At 47.7% G+C, this 14,861-nt stretch carries 13 protein-coding genes; 8 read left to right on the top strand and 5 right to left on the bottom strand.

What is annotated here, in order from left to right; genetic code table 11:
- Nucleotides 1-32 precede the first annotated feature (32 nt).
- The 8 genes from thrS (at nucleotide 33) to LRY47_RS12510 (ending at nucleotide 7,556) form a co-directional block, all read left to right on the top strand.
- Nucleotides 33-1,946, top strand: coding sequence for a threonine--tRNA ligase (thrS, locus tag LRY47_RS12545; protein ID WP_295225961.1), 1,914 nt, complete (start codon nucleotides 33-35; stop codon nucleotides 1,944-1,946).
- A 33-nt stretch (nucleotides 1,947-1,979) separates the two neighbouring features.
- Complete coding sequence (gene infC, locus LRY47_RS12540; protein ID WP_295225959.1) at nucleotides 1,980-2,507, top strand: translation initiation factor IF-3; 528 nt, start codon at nucleotides 1,980-1,982, stop codon at nucleotides 2,505-2,507.
- Between the two features lie 18 nt (nucleotides 2,508-2,525).
- Nucleotides 2,526-2,723 carry a 50S ribosomal protein L35 gene (rpmI, locus tag LRY47_RS12535; RefSeq protein WP_295225957.1) on the top strand — a complete coding sequence of 66 codons (198 nt, stop codon included), beginning with the start codon at nucleotides 2,526-2,528 and terminating at the stop codon, nucleotides 2,721-2,723.
- Between the two features lie 18 nt (nucleotides 2,724-2,741).
- Nucleotides 2,742-3,089, top strand: a complete 348-nt coding sequence (rplT, locus tag LRY47_RS12530; protein ID WP_295225955.1) for a 50S ribosomal protein L20 — start codon at nucleotides 2,742-2,744, stop codon at nucleotides 3,087-3,089.
- A 192-nt stretch (nucleotides 3,090-3,281) separates the two neighbouring features.
- The gene (gene pheS, locus LRY47_RS12525; protein ID WP_295225953.1) at nucleotides 3,282-4,295 is read left to right on the top strand and encodes a phenylalanine--tRNA ligase subunit alpha; all 1,014 of its coding nucleotides are present in this window, start codon (nucleotides 3,282-3,284) and stop codon (nucleotides 4,293-4,295) included.
- 14 nt (nucleotides 4,296-4,309) lie between these two features.
- Nucleotides 4,310-6,340 carry a phenylalanine--tRNA ligase subunit beta gene (pheT, locus tag LRY47_RS12520; protein WP_295225951.1) on the top strand — a complete coding sequence of 677 codons (2,031 nt, stop codon included), beginning with the start codon at nucleotides 4,310-4,312 and terminating at the stop codon, nucleotides 6,338-6,340.
- 2 nt (nucleotides 6,341-6,342) lie between these two features.
- On the top strand, nucleotides 6,343-6,675 hold the full coding sequence (locus LRY47_RS12515) for a hypothetical protein (protein WP_295225949.1): 333 nt from the start codon (nucleotides 6,343-6,345) through the stop codon (nucleotides 6,673-6,675).
- 131 nt (nucleotides 6,676-6,806) lie between these two features.
- Entirely contained in the window at nucleotides 6,807-7,556 is a 750-nt protein-coding gene (locus tag LRY47_RS12510) for an SDR family oxidoreductase (protein WP_295225947.1), read from the top strand.
- Between the two features lie 33 nt (nucleotides 7,557-7,589).
- Here the strand turns inward: LRY47_RS12510 and LRY47_RS12505 are convergent, their stop codons facing one another.
- From LRY47_RS12505 to LRY47_RS12485, 5 genes are all read right to left on the bottom strand, one after another.
- On the bottom strand, nucleotides 7,590-9,728 hold the full coding sequence (locus LRY47_RS12505) for a cation-translocating P-type ATPase (RefSeq protein WP_295225945.1): 2,139 nt from the start codon (nucleotides 9,726-9,728) through the stop codon (nucleotides 7,590-7,592).
- Nucleotides 9,729-9,739: 11 nt separating this feature from the next.
- The gene (locus tag LRY47_RS12500) at nucleotides 9,740-10,099 is read right to left on the bottom strand and encodes a metalloregulator ArsR/SmtB family transcription factor (protein ID WP_295225943.1); all 360 of its coding nucleotides are present in this window, start codon (nucleotides 10,097-10,099) and stop codon (nucleotides 9,740-9,742) included.
- A 70-nt stretch (nucleotides 10,100-10,169) separates the two neighbouring features.
- Nucleotides 10,170-11,867 (bottom strand): metallophosphoesterase, encoded by a 1,698-nt coding sequence (locus tag LRY47_RS12495; RefSeq protein ID WP_295225941.1) that lies wholly within the window; start codon nucleotides 11,865-11,867, stop codon nucleotides 10,170-10,172.
- 63 nt (nucleotides 11,868-11,930) lie between these two features.
- Entirely contained in the window at nucleotides 11,931-13,748 is a 1,818-nt protein-coding gene (locus tag LRY47_RS12490; protein ID WP_295225939.1) for a metallophosphoesterase, read from the bottom strand.
- A 165-nt stretch (nucleotides 13,749-13,913) separates the two neighbouring features.
- A complete protein-coding gene (locus LRY47_RS12485) occupies nucleotides 13,914-14,738 on the bottom strand; it encodes a GDSL-type esterase/lipase family protein (RefSeq protein ID WP_295225937.1) in 825 nt (274 codons plus the stop codon).
- Between the last annotated feature and the right edge of the window lie 123 nt (nucleotides 14,739-14,861).

Below are 14,861 nucleotides of genomic sequence, written 5' to 3'. Positions count from 1 at the left end.
TTTATCGCTCTAATACCCATAGGGAGACCATTATGAATATTTATCTTCCCGATGGCGCAAAGCTTGAACTCGAAGCCGGTGCAACCGCTTTCGACGTAGCAAACACCATCAGCAAAGGACTGGCGAAGAACGCTCTCGCCGCAGAAGTGAACGGCAAACTTGTTGATATTTACGCCCAAGTCGGCGATAACGATAAAGTTAGAATCATAACGGAAAAAGACACGGAAGCACTTGAAATTCTCCGCCACTCAACAGCGCACCTTATGGCGCAGGCTGTTCAGAGGCTCTTTAAAGAAGCGAAAGTGACCATCGGTCCCGTTATCAAAGACGGCTTTTACTATGACTTCGACATGGGTGATAAAAAATTCACACCTGAAGACCTCGAAGCCATCGAAAAAGAGATGACAAAAATAGCCGCAGAGGCTTTGCCCTGCCGCCGCCGTGACGTTACGGCGGACGAAGCGAGAAAAGAGTTCGCAAACGAGAGCTATAAACTTGAACTCATCGACATCATCGGCGAGGATCATGTTTCTCTCTACACTCAGGGCGACTTCACCGACCTCTGCCGCGGACCGCACCTTGACAACACCAAACGCATTAAGCATTTCAAACTGCTTTCCGTTGCGGGGGCATACTGGCGCGGCGATGAAAAGAACAAGATGCTTCAGCGTATCTACGGCACAAGCTGGTTCAAAAAAGATGAGCTTGACGCATACCTGAACATGCTGGAAGAGGCGAAAAAACGCGATCACCGTAAGCTTGGCAAACAGCTTAAGCTGTTCACCATAGAGGACGAAGTTGGCGCAGGATTCCCCATATATCTCCCCCGCGGCGGCGCGCTTCGTGCCACTCTGGAAGAATTTGAACGCAAGGAGCACCTCAAACGCGGATACGAAATAGTGTACGGTCCCCAGATACTTAAACAGGATCTGTGGAAACTTTCCGGTCACTATGACAACTACCGCGAGAATATGTATTTCACAACCATCGACGACGTGGCATTCGGCGTTAAACCTATGAACTGCCTTGCTCACATGATGGTGTTCAAGTCCGAAATGAGAAGCTACCGCGACCTGCCCCAGCGTTATTTCGAGCTTGGTACTGTTCACCGCCACGAGAAATCCGGCGTTCTTCACGGGCTTATGCGTGTGCGCGCGTTCACCCAGGATGATGCACACATCCTCTGTACACCTGAACAGCTCAACGACGAAATTGTTGGTATCATAGATTTTGTGAACGATGTGATGAGCATCTTCGGGTTCGAGTTTGAAATTGAGGTTTCAACCCGCCCCGAAAAATTCATCGGTTCCGTTGAAAACTGGGAAAAAGCGACAAACGCTCTTTTTAATGCTCTGAAAGTCAAGGGATTGCCCTATGAGATAAACGAGGGCGATGGCGCTTTCTATGGTCCCAAGATTGATATCAAGCTTAAGGATGCCATTGGGCGCTTCTGGCAGTGTGCTACAATTCAGGTTGACTTCAACCTGCCCGAACGCTTCGACCTCAACTATATAGGCGAGGACGGACAGAAACACAGACCCGTTATGCTCCACAGAGTTATTCTCGGTTCTGTTGACAGATTCATCGGTGTTCTTACTGAACACTTCGCAGGTAATTTCCCTTTCTGGATATCCCCTGTGCAGGTACGCGTGATAAACATCACAGACGGGCAGCTTGATTACTGCAAAGAATTGGTAGCAAAGCTGAAAGCAGAAGGCTTCCGTGTGGATTCAGACTTCCGCAACGAGAAGGTCGGATTCAAGATCCGCGAGGCGCAGCTTGAGAAGATTCCCCATATGATAATCATCGGTCAGAAAGAGATGGATGAAAATCTTATTTCCGTGCGTTTGCGTAACGGAGAAACAAAAAATGAGCTTGCTTTTTCAGAGTACATTAGTGTATTAAAAGAGCTTGACCAAAATAAGACATTAAACCTCTGGAGGTGATATATAAAGGTCGGCGGCAAATTCGGTCCCAGTGTGGACAAAGAACGGATTAATGAAGCTATTCCCCATAAAGAGGTAAGGCTTGTTTTGGATGACGGGACACAATATGGCGTGTGTTCCATAGACGAGGCTTTAAAGCTGGCTGACAAAGCCGGGCTTGACCTTGTTGAGGTTGCTCCCACGGCGAAACCTCCTGTCTGCCGTGTCATGGACTACGGTAAATTCAAATTTGAAAAAGAGAAAAAGGACAGGGAAGCCAGAAAAAAACAACGCCAGAATCAAGTGGACACAAAGGAAGTTAAATTCCGTCCGAAAATTGAGGAACATGACTATAACGTCAAGCTGAAGGCGGTACGCAAGTTCCTTGAAGCCGGAGACAAGGTCAAAGTAGTCCTTAGATACAGAGGACGCGAGATGATGTTTCAGGAAGCAGGACTGGAATTACTTAATAAAGTCAAGGCAGACGTCGCAGACGTCGGTGTCGTTGACCAGAAACCAGAGATGATGGGTAAACAGCAAATCATGATGATTTCACCTATTGCGTCTCAGGCTGGAAACTAATTTAGAGGAGTTTTCTAAATGCCAAAAATGAAGACCCATAAGGGCGCCGCAAAAAGGTTTAAAATTACCGGAAGCGGCAAAGTTAAAGCAAAGAAATGTAGTCTCAGACACATTCTGACTAAAAAGACTACGAAACGTAAGCGTGCGCTGCGCCAATCCACCATCCTTGAGGGCAAAGATGCGCAGAATATTAAAATTTTGCTGCCCTATATGTAAGGATTAAGGAGGTTAACAGTGCCAAGAGCTAAAGGCGGTTTTAAAACCCGCAGAAGAAGAAAAGAGTGGCTGAAACGCTCCAAAGGTTTCAGAGGACAGATTAATAACGTCTACAAAAAGAGCCGTGAGGCAGTTGAGCGTGCGCTTAACTTTGCCTTCGCAGGCAGAAAACAGAAAAAACGTGATTTCAGAAAACTGTGGATCATCCGTATCAATGCCGCAGTTCGCCAGCACGGACTCAGCTACAGTGCATTTATGGGCGGTCTGAAAAAACACGGTATCGAGCTGGACAGAAAAGTCCTTGCCGATATGGCGGTTAAAAGCCCCGCTGAATTTGAACAGCTTTGCAAGCAGGTTAAAGCCTGATTAAGCTAAAACAGAGGGGAGCCAAAAGCTCCCCTTTTTTATACAGCCTCAAGAGGGCTTGGAGCTGTGTAAAAAATTAAAGAGAGATTGCTTCGTCAGGTATACCTTCCTCGCAAAGACATCTATTCGTCTCCGCGAGCATTTGCGAAGCGGTCTAATCCATCTGCCTACAATCCCTAAGGGAGAAAATACATGCAAGTCGATTTGAATTCTATCAGACAGTTTGAAACGGAGATTGCGCAGGCTACCTCCACACAGCAGCTTTATGAGGTAAAAGTCAAATACCTCGGCAAAAAAGGTATCATAAGCGAACTCAGCAAACAGCTCAAAGACGTCCCCAACGAACAGAAAAAAGAGTTCGGAATGATGATTGGCGAGCTTCGCAACTCTTTTGAAGCTCAGTATGAAGCGCAGGAGAAAAAGCTTGCGCAGGCGGAGCTTTCTGCAAAACTTACGGGCGAATCTCTGGACATAACCATGTCCGGTCTTCCTCTGGTCAGCGGAAGCATCCACCCCATAATGTCCGTTTACTATGAAATAGTTAATATATTTACATCCATGGGCTTTGAAGTGGCTGTGGGACCCGAGGCGGAATCCGATCAGTTCAACTTTGAAATGCTCAACATCCCCAAAGAACACCCCGCGAGGGACATGCAGGATACGTTCTACATATCCGAGGATATCCTTCTGCGTACACATACTTCACCCGTTCAGGCAAGGACGATGCAGGCACAGGAACCCCCTGTGAAGATCATCGCCCCCGGAAAGGTTTACAGATGCGACTATGACCTGACCCACACACCTATGTTTCATCAGGTGGAAGGTCTTCTCGTGGACAAGGGCGTAACCTTCGGCGACCTGAAAGGCACGCTTACGGAGTTCATCCAGCGCATGTTCGGGAAAGACATTCCCGTGCGTTTCCGTCCCAGCTTCTTTCCCTTCACAGAACCCAGTGCAGAGGTTGACATGGGCTGTGTTATCTGCGGACAGAAAGGATGCCGCGTGTGCAAAGGCACAGGCTGGCTTGAAATTCTTGGATGCGGAATGGTGAATAACGAGGTTTTCAAACACGCGGGTTACGATACAAGCGTATACAGCGGCTTCGCCTTCGGAATGGGCATCGAGCGCATAACCATGCTTAAATACGGCATCGGCGACCTTCGCTCATTCTTTGAGAACAACCTGAAATTTTTAAGGCAGTTTTAAGGCGGAGGCACAAAATGAAGATAAGCATCAATTGGATAAACGAATTTGTAGATACAACCGGAATCGACATGCAGGAGCTTGCCGCTAAACTTACAATGGCGGGACTTGAAGTTGAATCCGTTGAAACCAAAAGCAGACTTGAAAACGTTGTCGTGGCAAAAGTTCTTAAATGCGAAAAACACCCCGATGCGGACAAACTGTCCCTCTGTGTTGTTTCAACAGGCGACGCAGAATATCAGGTGGTGTGCGGCGCACCCAACGTAAGAGCCGGACAGACGGTTGTTTTTGCCAAGATAGGCGCTGAATTGCCGGGCGGATTCAAGATAAAAAAAGCAAAAATACGCGGTACTGAATCTTCCGGTATGATATGCGCGGAAGATGAAATAGGCATTTCCGACGACCATGACGGCATCATGATACTTCCTGACCACCTTGAGGCGGGAATGGATGTCAACGATTACCTTGGTCTTCCCGACACCGTTATGGAGATAGGCATTACCCCCAACAGGGCGGACTGCCTCAGCATGGTGGGCTATGCAAGGGAGATAGCGGCGCTTTACGGTCTCAAGCTGAAAGAAAGAAGCTGGAATCTTGCGGAAACTGACGACAAAGCCGAGAATTACGGCGGAGTTGTAATTGAGAATAAAGAGGCTTGCCCAACATACATGGGCAGAGTGATAAAAGACGTTAAAATTGGTCCTTCACCCGTTTGGATGCAGAACCGCCTGCGTGCTGTGGGCGTGCGTCCCATCAGCAACGTTGTTGACGTTACAAACTATGTAATGTTTGAATACGGTCAGCCGCTCCATACATTCGACCTGCGTGAGATTGACGGAAAGATAATCATCCGCAACGCGAAAGCGGGCGAAAAACTTCTTCTGCTGGACGAAAAAGAGCGCACTTTCAATGAGGAAATGCTCCTTATCACCGATGAAAAGAAGATATTGGCTCTTGCAGGTGTAATGGGCGGAGAACACTCCGGTATCAGCAACGACACCAAAGACGTGTTCCTTGAATGTGCATATTTCGAGCCGAAACAGACAAGAAAAACAGCAAGAAAACTCGGAATGACTTCCGATGCCGCATACAGATATGAAAGGGGCGCAGACCCTGCGAACCCGGTTAAGATGGTTGACTACGCCGCGTACCTTCTTCAGGAGGTTGCGGGCGGTAAGGTTTGCAATGGAAAACTCGGCGAATATGCCGAACCAGCAGAGAAAAAGGTCACTGTTGATACCAAATGGATAAACGGCTATCTGGGTACGTCCATATCAGACGAACAAATTGTTAAAATACTGTCCGATCTGCACCTGAATCCTGTTGTCAACGGCACTTCCGTGACCGTTACAGCACCTTCATACAGAGTGGATATCGTGTCCGATCAGGATATCGCGGAAGAGGTTGCGAGAATGTACGGATATGACAATATCCCCACAACGCTCCCACGCATAGATGCCGATTCAAAACCCATGAGCAGACTGCTCACCGCAAGACGCGACATCGGTTATCAGATGAAGACAATGGGTTTCAACGAGGCGATAAACTACTCGTTCATGAAGGACGATTTCCTTAAACTGTTCGACGACGAAGCCAAGTTTGTGAAACTTCTGAACCCCATATCAGAAGACATGAATACTATGAGAACATTTGTGTTCCCCGGGCTTCTGGCTACTATAAAATATAACCTTAACAACGGCTTCAAACAGGCTCGCTTCTTCGAGTTCGCTTCGTCATTCACAAAGACTGACAGGCTGCCCGAACAGCGTATGAAGTTTGCGGCGGCTGTTGCAGGCGATTTCTGGTCGATGAGCTGGGCGGCACCGAAAGCGATAGAACCTTTCTTCGCTCTTAAAGGTGTACTTGAAAACGTGCTGAACGCATACAAGATAAAGGCTGAATATGTCAGAAGTGACAGACACTTCCTTCACCCAGGCAAAGCGGCAGAAATAGTTGTTGGCGGCAGATCCATCGGTTTCATCGGTGACTTCACCCCGCAGTTGCCGACGAAGCTGACATTCGCGAGAATGTCGTGCTGTTCGAGATAGATATGGAAGAAATGATTGAAAACGCGATATTCCAGTATAAATTTGCGGATTTCAGCAAGTTTCCGTCTGTTTACAAGGATATTTCCGTTGTGGTTGACCGTTCAACAGCTTCCGTTGACATGATAAACTGTATAAAAGGTACCAGCAAGCTTGCTGAAGACGCTTTCCTGTTCGACGTTTATGCCGGAAAGGGCATAGAAGAGGGCAGGGAGAGCCGCACATATCGCGTGTATTTCACCGCATCCGACAGAACTCTGACGGATGAGGAGACAAACGCACAGCTCCAGAAGATGATAGATAATCTGACCAAAGAATTTGGTGCAGTGCTGAGATAAATCAAAGGCGGTCTTCTGACCGCCTTTTTTGTTTCAATTTGCAGAATCAGGCAAGCATTTAACATCTATGTGCCTTCAAATATGCCGTCGCAGGGATTATTATATATAAAATTCATTGCGAGGTGCTTCTAATGATAACACTCATAACTGGCGGAAGCCGCGGACTTGGAAAAAACATGGCGCTCAAACTTGCAGAGCGTGGTCACGACATAATTCTCACATATAACAGCAAAAAAGACGAAGCAGAGGCGGTTGTCGCCGAAGTGAACAAACTCGGCAGAAAGGCGGCGGCGCTCCAGCTCGACGTTTCAAAAAGCGGAACGTTTGCCGGATTCGCCGATTCGGTTAAAAAGGTGCTGTCTGATGTTTTCGATGCCGTATCATTCGATAATCTGGTGAATAATGCAGGAATAGGCATAAATGCCCCCTTTGCGGAGACCACAGAGGAACAGTTCGACCTGCTGGTGGATATACACTTAAAAGCTCCATTTTTCCTGTCGCAGAAACTTCTGCCTCTTATAAAAGACGGCGGACGCATCATGAACATTTCGTCCGGTCTGGCAAGGTTCTGTATGCCCGGTTACAGCGCATACGGCACCATGAAGGGCGGTGTTGAAACATTGACACGCTACATGGCGAAAGAACTAGGAGCAAGAGGCATCAGCGTTGTTGTGCTTGCCCCAGGAGCAATCGAGACAGATTTCGGCGGCGGCGTTGTGCGCGACAATAAACAGGTGAACGACCATGTGGCTTCTGTCACGGCGCTCGGTCGCGTCGGTCTGCCCGATGATATCGGCGGCGCAGTTGTTGCTCTGTTGTCTCCGGAATCAAAATGGATAAATGGAGTAAGAATAGAGGTTTCTGGTGGTATGGTTTTATAAAAAAAGGCGGTCGGGTGACCGCCTTTTCTGGTTTTACTTTATTTCTCTTACCAGCCTCATACCGTTCAAAGTGACCAGTATAGATGCCCCTGTGTCGGCGAATACCGCCAGCCAGAGGTTTGTTATCCCAGCGAAAGTACCGACTATAAATATGAACTTTATCAGCACTGAGAAGGTTATATTCTGTTTTATGACTGCGACTGTCTTTCTGCTCAACCGCATCAGATAGGGCAGTTTGCCTATGTCGTCTGACATTAGGGTTATGTCCGCAGTTTCAAGCGCCGCATCGGTTCCAGCCGCACCCATAGCTATCCCTATATCCGCTGTTGCAAGTGCCGGAGCGTCGTTCACGCCGTCGCCCACCATGGCAACCTTGCCGTATTTTTCCGCAAGGGGTTTAAGCGCCGCTGTTTTGTCTTCGGGGAGAAGTTCGCTGTAGCAAGCGTCAAGCTCAAGTTTTTCCGCTATCATGCCCGCCGCCCGTCTGTTGTCACCTGTCAGCATGGCGACACATTCTATACCGCCGTTTTTAAGCTCTCGAACGGCTTCTTTCCCGCCGTCCCGCAGAACGTCTGCAAGTGCCATATATCCGAGTATCTCTTTATCGGTTCCTGCGAAAACAACTGTTTTGCCCTGCTGTTCAAGCTTTTCCTGTTCCGCTTTATATGCTTCCGCAAGTCCGCTGAAAAGTTTTTTACTGCCCACATAGAAGGTTTTGCCGTCTATGTCCGCCTTAGCGCCCATTCCGGGGAGTGCGGCGAAATTGTCTGCATGTTTCAGTGCTTCGCGCTCAACTGATGTCGCTATGGAATGTGCCAGCGGGTGTTCGGAGAATCTTTCCACCGATGCCGCGAGTATTTTAAGTTCGGCTTCGTTGCCGTTCACCGCGTAAATGTCAGTCAGCACAGGCTTACCGGATGTAAGTGTTCCGGTTTTATCAAACGCTATCGCTTTTATGCGGCTCATTTGCTCAAGGAATATTCCGCCCTTTATAAGTACGCCGCGTTTGGATGCGTTGCCGATGGCGGAAACTATTGATACTGGTGTGGATATCACAAGCGCACACGGACAGGAGATTACAAGAAGCACCAGCGCCCTGTAAAACCATTCGTCAAAGCTTTGCCCGAACAGAAGCACCGGAACCGCCACTATAAGCACTGCCGCAACTATGACAGCGGGTGTGTACCACGCGGCGAATTTGTCCACCAGTGTCTGCATAGGTGCTTTCTGCGCTTGCGCTTCCTCCACCATGTTCATGATGCGGCTGATGGTCGAATCCGCCGCCAGACGGGTGACTTTTATGTTCAGTGTTCCTGTGGTGTTCAGGGTTCCGGCATACACGGAATCCCCTGTCTGTTTTTCAGCAGGAACGGATTCGCCTGTTATGGAAGCTTGATTAACAGCAGAAAAGCCGCTGACCACGTCGCCGTCCATGGCGATCTTCTCGCCGGGTTTTACGAGTATCACGTCGCCGACGTTAATGTTGTCGACGTGGAGTTTTTCTTCATATCCGCCGCGGATAACCACAGCTTCGTTGGGTGCTTTTTCCATGAGCGAGCGGATGGAACGCCTTGTTCTGTCCATTGTGTATGACTGGAGGGCGTTGCCCAGTGAGAACAGAAATACGACTGTCGCGCCTTCGCTCCACTGACCTATTGCTCCCGCACCTATGGCAGCTATGAGCATCAGCAGATTGGTGTCCATTATCCTTTTGCGAAGGCTGTACATGCCTGTAAGTGCAACATGCCAGCCGCCTGCGAACATCGCAGCAACAAAAAGGGGCGTGCTGTCAAAGATTAATGCGGGGATCAGGAACAGTCCCGAAAGTATTGTTCCTATTGTTTTGTGGTTTTTAAGCCACGAAGAGCTGTGTCCGTCGTCGCTCCCGTCGGATGATATCGCTTTATAACCCGCCTGTTTGACGGTACGCATTATTGCGGCGGAAGTTGTATTGTGGCGCACTGTGAGTGTTGCCGATGTGAAGCTTAAACGGGCGAAAAGAACATTATCCATCTTTTTCACCGCAGCTTCCAGTTTTGCGGCGCAGTCTGCGCAGTCCAGTCCCTCTATTCGGAAAACGGACTGAACCCCGCCTTCCGGCATCTCTTCCTCTTTGTGTTCCTGTTCGTTCGGATGACAGCAGCAGCATCCGCAACTTTCCTTATCTGACATATTCAGGCTCCTTACTGATGATTTATGTGGTCCAGACCCATGCACAGAAGCCCGAGTATGTGTGCATCGTCCAGAGAATATATAACTTCTTTTCCTTCTTTTCTGTATTTCACCAGACGGTAGCTTTTCAGCATCCTGAGCTGATGAGAAATAGCAGACTGACCCATGCCGAGTGTTTCCGCAAGGTCGCAGACGCAAAGCTCGCGTCCCGTGAGCGAGTGGAGGATTTTTATACGAGTGGGGTCACCGAGTATTTTGAACATTTCGGCGAGACGCTGAACGTCTGAATCGGGCAGCATTGCCGATTTTGCCAGACAGACAAGGTTTTCGTCATGATTACAGTTCTTTTCGCATACTATTCTGTCTTCCATATTACCCTCAAACGAATGAATATATATTCATACGTTAGTTGAAAGAGCGGTGTGTGTCAAGTGATGAGTTTTAAAAAATTACGGGTGCGAAGATGCCGTTGGTGTTGACGACCGCCCAGACGGTCTTTGAAGATGTGTCTATCCCGTATGTGCCGAGAGAATATTCAGGTTTCCATGCGCCTTTTACAAACTGTTTCACTCCGCCGATGTTAAAATCTGCGGCGTTTCGCCAGAATCCGTCTGTGCCGAGCTTTGCCAGAACAGGTTCACCTGTTTTATAACTCATTGACAGAGTATATATATCTGTATTTGTCGTTGAAAAATCCATTCCTCGCAATGAGAGAATATCGCCAGCCGTGGCGCTGTCCTGCGGGTAAAATCCGGTATTGATCTCGACGCTGAATCTGCGACCAGCAAAATCTTTTGCGTCGCGAGTGTTTATACCGCCCAGTATTCTTGTCCGTGTTCCGTTTTCAGAGGTTATGTCCACAGTGGAATATGGCTTGCCGTACTCTATCAGAAAATCCTTTCCGTTCAGGCTGTAACCGAAAGTTTCCTTATGGCTGAAAGTGAGATATGGGGTATCTGCTATTGTATCCCCCGTGCGGCAGACAGACGAATAGTAGTCGAACGTCATGTGATCGCCGTCAACCGTGACGATATAATAACCTATGGCGAAAAGCTCCTGACTGATGAGCTTCTGGCGTTTTCCCTCACAAAAGACCTCGTCGTTGGAAGGTCTCCGCGGGAAGTAGAATTTTGAACTGTTAGAGGCTGTAATTAGCTGGCTGACATATGCCGTTTTGCCGTCTTTCGTATAAACACGGCTTCTGTCATGCATGTGGTCGTGACCGCATATCAGATATCTTGCCCCGTTCTCTGTCATGGCTTTTATAAATTCGTCCTGACCGGGTGTGGATGCCGACGGTTCAGCACCGAAAAGTATTCCTCTGTTGTGCTGTGTCAGCAAGCCTTTGTGGGTGAACACTATGGCGTGTCCGCTTTTGTCTCTTTCTTTCAGGCGGGAGATTATCCATTTCTGCTGACTGCGTATAGTGTGTTCCTGTCCGTCAGGTGCTTCATACTGGTCGGCGGTGATGAATCTGACGTTATTATGGTCGAATGAGTATGACAGACCTTTCAGCGTGTCGGAAGGGAATGAAAAATCTGTTCCCAGCTTAAATGCTCCTGTGGTGCGCCTTATGTTGGGCAGTCTCTCTGCATCCGGATTGAAAGCCCCGTATGCGCTTATCTGCGCCTTTTCGTCATTCTGCCAGCCGCCTGACGTCTGGGGGAAATGCTCTATAAATTCGACAGCGGTTATCTGTGAATCGTCGTGGTTTCCGCGTATGGGAAAGAAAGCTATGTTATTATTGTAAAGTGCCTGTGCATATCGTGCTCTGATACCCATTGCGTCAGCAGTTGAATATACGTCGGTTTTGCCGGTTGTTTTATTGTAAACGGCGAACGGTTGTCTGCCGCTGTCGGTGAGGTCGCCAACCTGTAGAACCAGCTCGACCTTATGCCTTATGAACTCTGCATTGAGAGCGTTTATTATCTCGACAGCGCAGGAGGCAGGGTTCTTTCCGTTGTCGTCACCCATCCACTGACTGTCTGACATTATTCCGAATTTCCATGAGGATGATGATGGTATTTTTGAAGAGGGAAGGGGCTTTACCGTTTGTTTTCTCTTTTGAGGAAAACATCCGGAAGATGCCGCTGCCAACGCCGCCATGAATAGTTTTACGAAATGCCTTCTGTTTAACATAGGCTATCATAACACAAAAAAGGGTGACCGAGGTCACCCTTTTTTTCTGAGGCTAAGGAGTATTTATATACCTTTTACTGCTGCGAAATATCCGTTGCTGTTGATAACAGCCCAAACTGTTTTGGATGTGGTGTCAACACCCCATGTTCCAAGTGTATAGCCGTCTGTCCATGCGCCATTAACAAACTCTGGCGTTCCGTCGGTGTTTGCGTTGACCGCGTTTTCCCATACACCGTTTGCATTGAGTTTTGCAAGACCGAAAGCCTGATCTTCTATGTCAGCGTCGGTTATGCCTGTTTCAGAATAGCTCATTGAAAGTGTGAAAACGTCTGTTTCAGTGCTTCCCATAGTGTAGTCCATGCCTTTCAGACTGAGGATATCGCTTGATGTCGTGTCGTCCTGCGCATAGAAACCTGCGTTAACTTCAACGCTGAAGCTTCTTCCTGAAATATCTTTAGCTACGTTTGCGTTTTTGCCGTCAAGAATCACAGCTCTTGTTCCGCCTGTGCTGGTAATGTCGACATCGGTGTAGTCGGAACCGTAAGCGATAAGGAAGTCGGTACCGTTGAGGCTGTAACCGAAAGTTTCCTTTTTCTTAAATGTCAGTGTGGGTGTTGTTGATATAGAGTCGGAAGAGTAGCTGGGTGCTGAGTAGTAGTCAAATGAAACATGTTCACCGTCAACCGTTACGATGTAGTAACCGATTCCGTAAAGTTCCTGACTGACTATCTTCTGTCTGATACCGCCGCCGTATGTTACGTCGTTTGAAGGGCTTGCGGGGGTATAGAACTTTGAGCTGTCGGAAGCCGTTACAAGCTGTGTCACCTTAGCGGTAGCACCATCTGTGGTGTAAACATGGCTTCTGTCGTGCATGTGGTCGTGACCGTTGATGTAGTATTTAACCTTGTTGTTGGCAAGACTTGTTATGAAAGCATCCTGTACGGCAGCGTCAGTGCTTGTTGTGTTAGCTGGGCTTGCGCCGAAGATGACGTCAGTGTGATCCTGCGTCATAAGACCTTTGTGTGAAAGAACAAAGGCGTGTGTTCCTGTCTGTCTGCTGGAAAGGACGGAGTTTATCCATGACTGCTGTGATGAAACAGGGTAAGACGTACCGTCTGTTGAGGTGAAGATGTCAAGTATGACGAATCTAGCGTTATCATAGTCAAACGCGTATGAAAGACCGTCAAGAGCTGTTGAGGGGCTGGAGAAAGATGAACCCATATCGAACGAAGATGTATTTGTTCTTGTTATTGTGGGGAGGTAAGCTTCGTCAGGGTTTTGTGCCGCATAAGCCGCTGTCTGAACAGATGTTACGTTGTGTACGCCTGTTGTTGTCTGTGGGAAATAGTTGTTGAACTCAAGGGCGGCTGACTGTGAATCGTCGTGGTTTCCTCTCATGGGGAAGAAGCCTATGCCGTTGTTGTAGAGCTGCTGTACATACCTTGCTCTGACGCCCATAGCATCCGCAACTGAATAAGTATATGTGAGATTTGTTTTTGTATTGTTCGCAGTGAACGTATTTCTGCCGTCGTCGGTAAGGTCGCCGACGTGGATGACGAATTTAACGCCGTGTTCTACGAATTTTGTGTTAAGAGCGTTGATTATGTCAACGGCACAGGATGCGGGGTTTTCGCCGTCGTCATCCTTAGTCCACTGAGTGTCTGAGATGATACCGAATTTCCATGCGCTTGCAGAAGGAACGGTTGATTTCGGAACGTAAGTTTCGGGTGTTTCGGGACTGGCAGGCGTTTCATTTGAACTGTCGCTGTCGTCTCCGCAGCCAACCACTGAACCGGCTGCAACAACAGCCATAGACGCAGCAGAGAATTTTATGAACTGGCGTCTGTTGATTCCTTTTTTGTTGTTTTCATTTTCTGACATAATGTCACCTCATTTGGTTTTCGCTATTAACGCTTAGAAATGTCAGAAATGTAGTATGATAATATTGTTAATCTGTAATAAAAAAAATATATTTGTATGAAACTAAAATGTTTCTCATTTGTATATTGAGACAAAAGGGGAAATGGCGGCATGTGCCGCCATATATTATTCTGAAGGAACCGTTATTTTTCCATTTTCAGGTACAGTTTCCGGTGTTTCTGCAGGTGCCGGTTCAGCGGCAGAAGGGGTTATTTTTTCAGGAGCAGTTAAAGTATCTGTGACAGCAGGTTCAGTTGCAGGAACTGCATCGGGGGACACAGGCAGAAGGTCTGACGGAGTGTCCGACATATAAGGAGTGAGAATGTCGCGCCACAGTGTATAGCCCTGAGCGGTGAGATGTGTTCCGTCATATGTGTATTCGTCTTTCAGAAAACCTTCGGGTGCAAGTGTCGGGTTCAGGTCGATGAAAGCGTATCCGTTCTTGTCCGCGTATTCTTTCAGAAGTTTGTTAAGCTCTGCTATCCTCCCATTGTACACGTCATATTTGGGATTCAGTTTACCCAGGTATATTACTGACTGGATATGCGGTTTTATGCCCTGTACCACCAGAAAGTCTATTATTTTGGTGTATCTGGCGAAGATGGATGCGGGAAGCTGATATTTGGAGATATCGTTTATCCCTGCAAGCACAAAAGCTTTCTCTATTCTGCCTGTTGTGGTGTATTCAAGGCGATCCAGCATCCAGAATGTAGTGTCGCCGGGGATGCCTCTGTTTATGATGTCGCTGCGCTTCATCAGCTCGTTCCAATAAGCACCGTAGGTAATGGAATCGCCGAGCATAAGTATGCGTCCGAACTCGTTGATACCGTACATCTTATACATCTCAGCAGTTCTTTCGTATCCTGTAGGTTTTGTGAATTCTCTTTTTGGTGTTGCAGCCTGTACCAGTATGGATGATACAAGCATGAAAATTATTAATAGAAAACGCATTTTCGTTCCCTCTGTTGTATTTGCAGCGAATGTTCTACAGCAAAAAAAATAAGAAATCCAGATATTTTATATAAGGTGTATTGTATATTTGTAAAACCTGCTTGTGCCGTTGCCAAACTCCAT

This window comes from Seleniivibrio sp., assembly GCF_021209385.1.
Taxonomy (GTDB): domain Bacteria; phylum Chrysiogenota; class Deferribacteres; order Deferribacterales; family Geovibrionaceae; genus Seleniivibrio.
The sequence above is the reverse complement of the archived record's forward strand: the minus strand, read 5'-3'. Positions and strand labels throughout refer to the sequence as shown.

What these genes read in the sequence shown, in the direction of transcription:
- thrS (WP_295225961.1), top strand. Translation starts at nt 33, where the DNA reads ATGAATATTTATCTTCCCGATGGCGCAAAGCTTGAACTCGAAGCCGGT.
- rpmI (WP_295225957.1), top strand. Translation starts at nt 2,526, where the DNA reads ATGCCAAAAATGAAGACCCATAAGGGCGCCGCAAAAAGGTTTAAAATT.
- pheS (WP_295225953.1), top strand. Translation starts at nt 3,282, where the DNA reads ATGCAAGTCGATTTGAATTCTATCAGACAGTTTGAAACGGAGATTGCG.
- pheT (WP_295225951.1), top strand. Translation starts at nt 4,310, where the DNA reads ATGAAGATAAGCATCAATTGGATAAACGAATTTGTAGATACAACCGGA.
- LRY47_RS12515 (WP_295225949.1), top strand. Translation starts at nt 6,343, where the DNA reads ATGGAAGAAATGATTGAAAACGCGATATTCCAGTATAAATTTGCGGAT.
- LRY47_RS12510 (WP_295225947.1), top strand. Translation starts at nt 6,807, where the DNA reads ATGATAACACTCATAACTGGCGGAAGCCGCGGACTTGGAAAAAACATG.
- LRY47_RS12505 (WP_295225945.1), bottom strand. Translation starts at nt 9,728, where the DNA reads ATGTCAGATAAGGAAAGTTGCGGATGCTGCTGCTGTCATCCGAACGAA.
- LRY47_RS12500 (WP_295225943.1), bottom strand. Translation starts at nt 10,099, where the DNA reads ATGGAAGACAGAATAGTATGCGAAAAGAACTGTAATCATGACGAAAAC.
- LRY47_RS12495 (WP_295225941.1), bottom strand. Translation starts at nt 11,867, where the DNA reads ATGTTAAACAGAAGGCATTTCGTAAAACTATTCATGGCGGCGTTGGCA.
- LRY47_RS12490 (WP_295225939.1), bottom strand. Translation starts at nt 13,748, where the DNA reads ATGTCAGAAAATGAAAACAACAAAAAAGGAATCAACAGACGCCAGTTC.
- LRY47_RS12485 (WP_295225937.1), bottom strand. Translation starts at nt 14,738, where the DNA reads ATGCGTTTTCTATTAATAATTTTCATGCTTGTATCATCCATACTGGTA.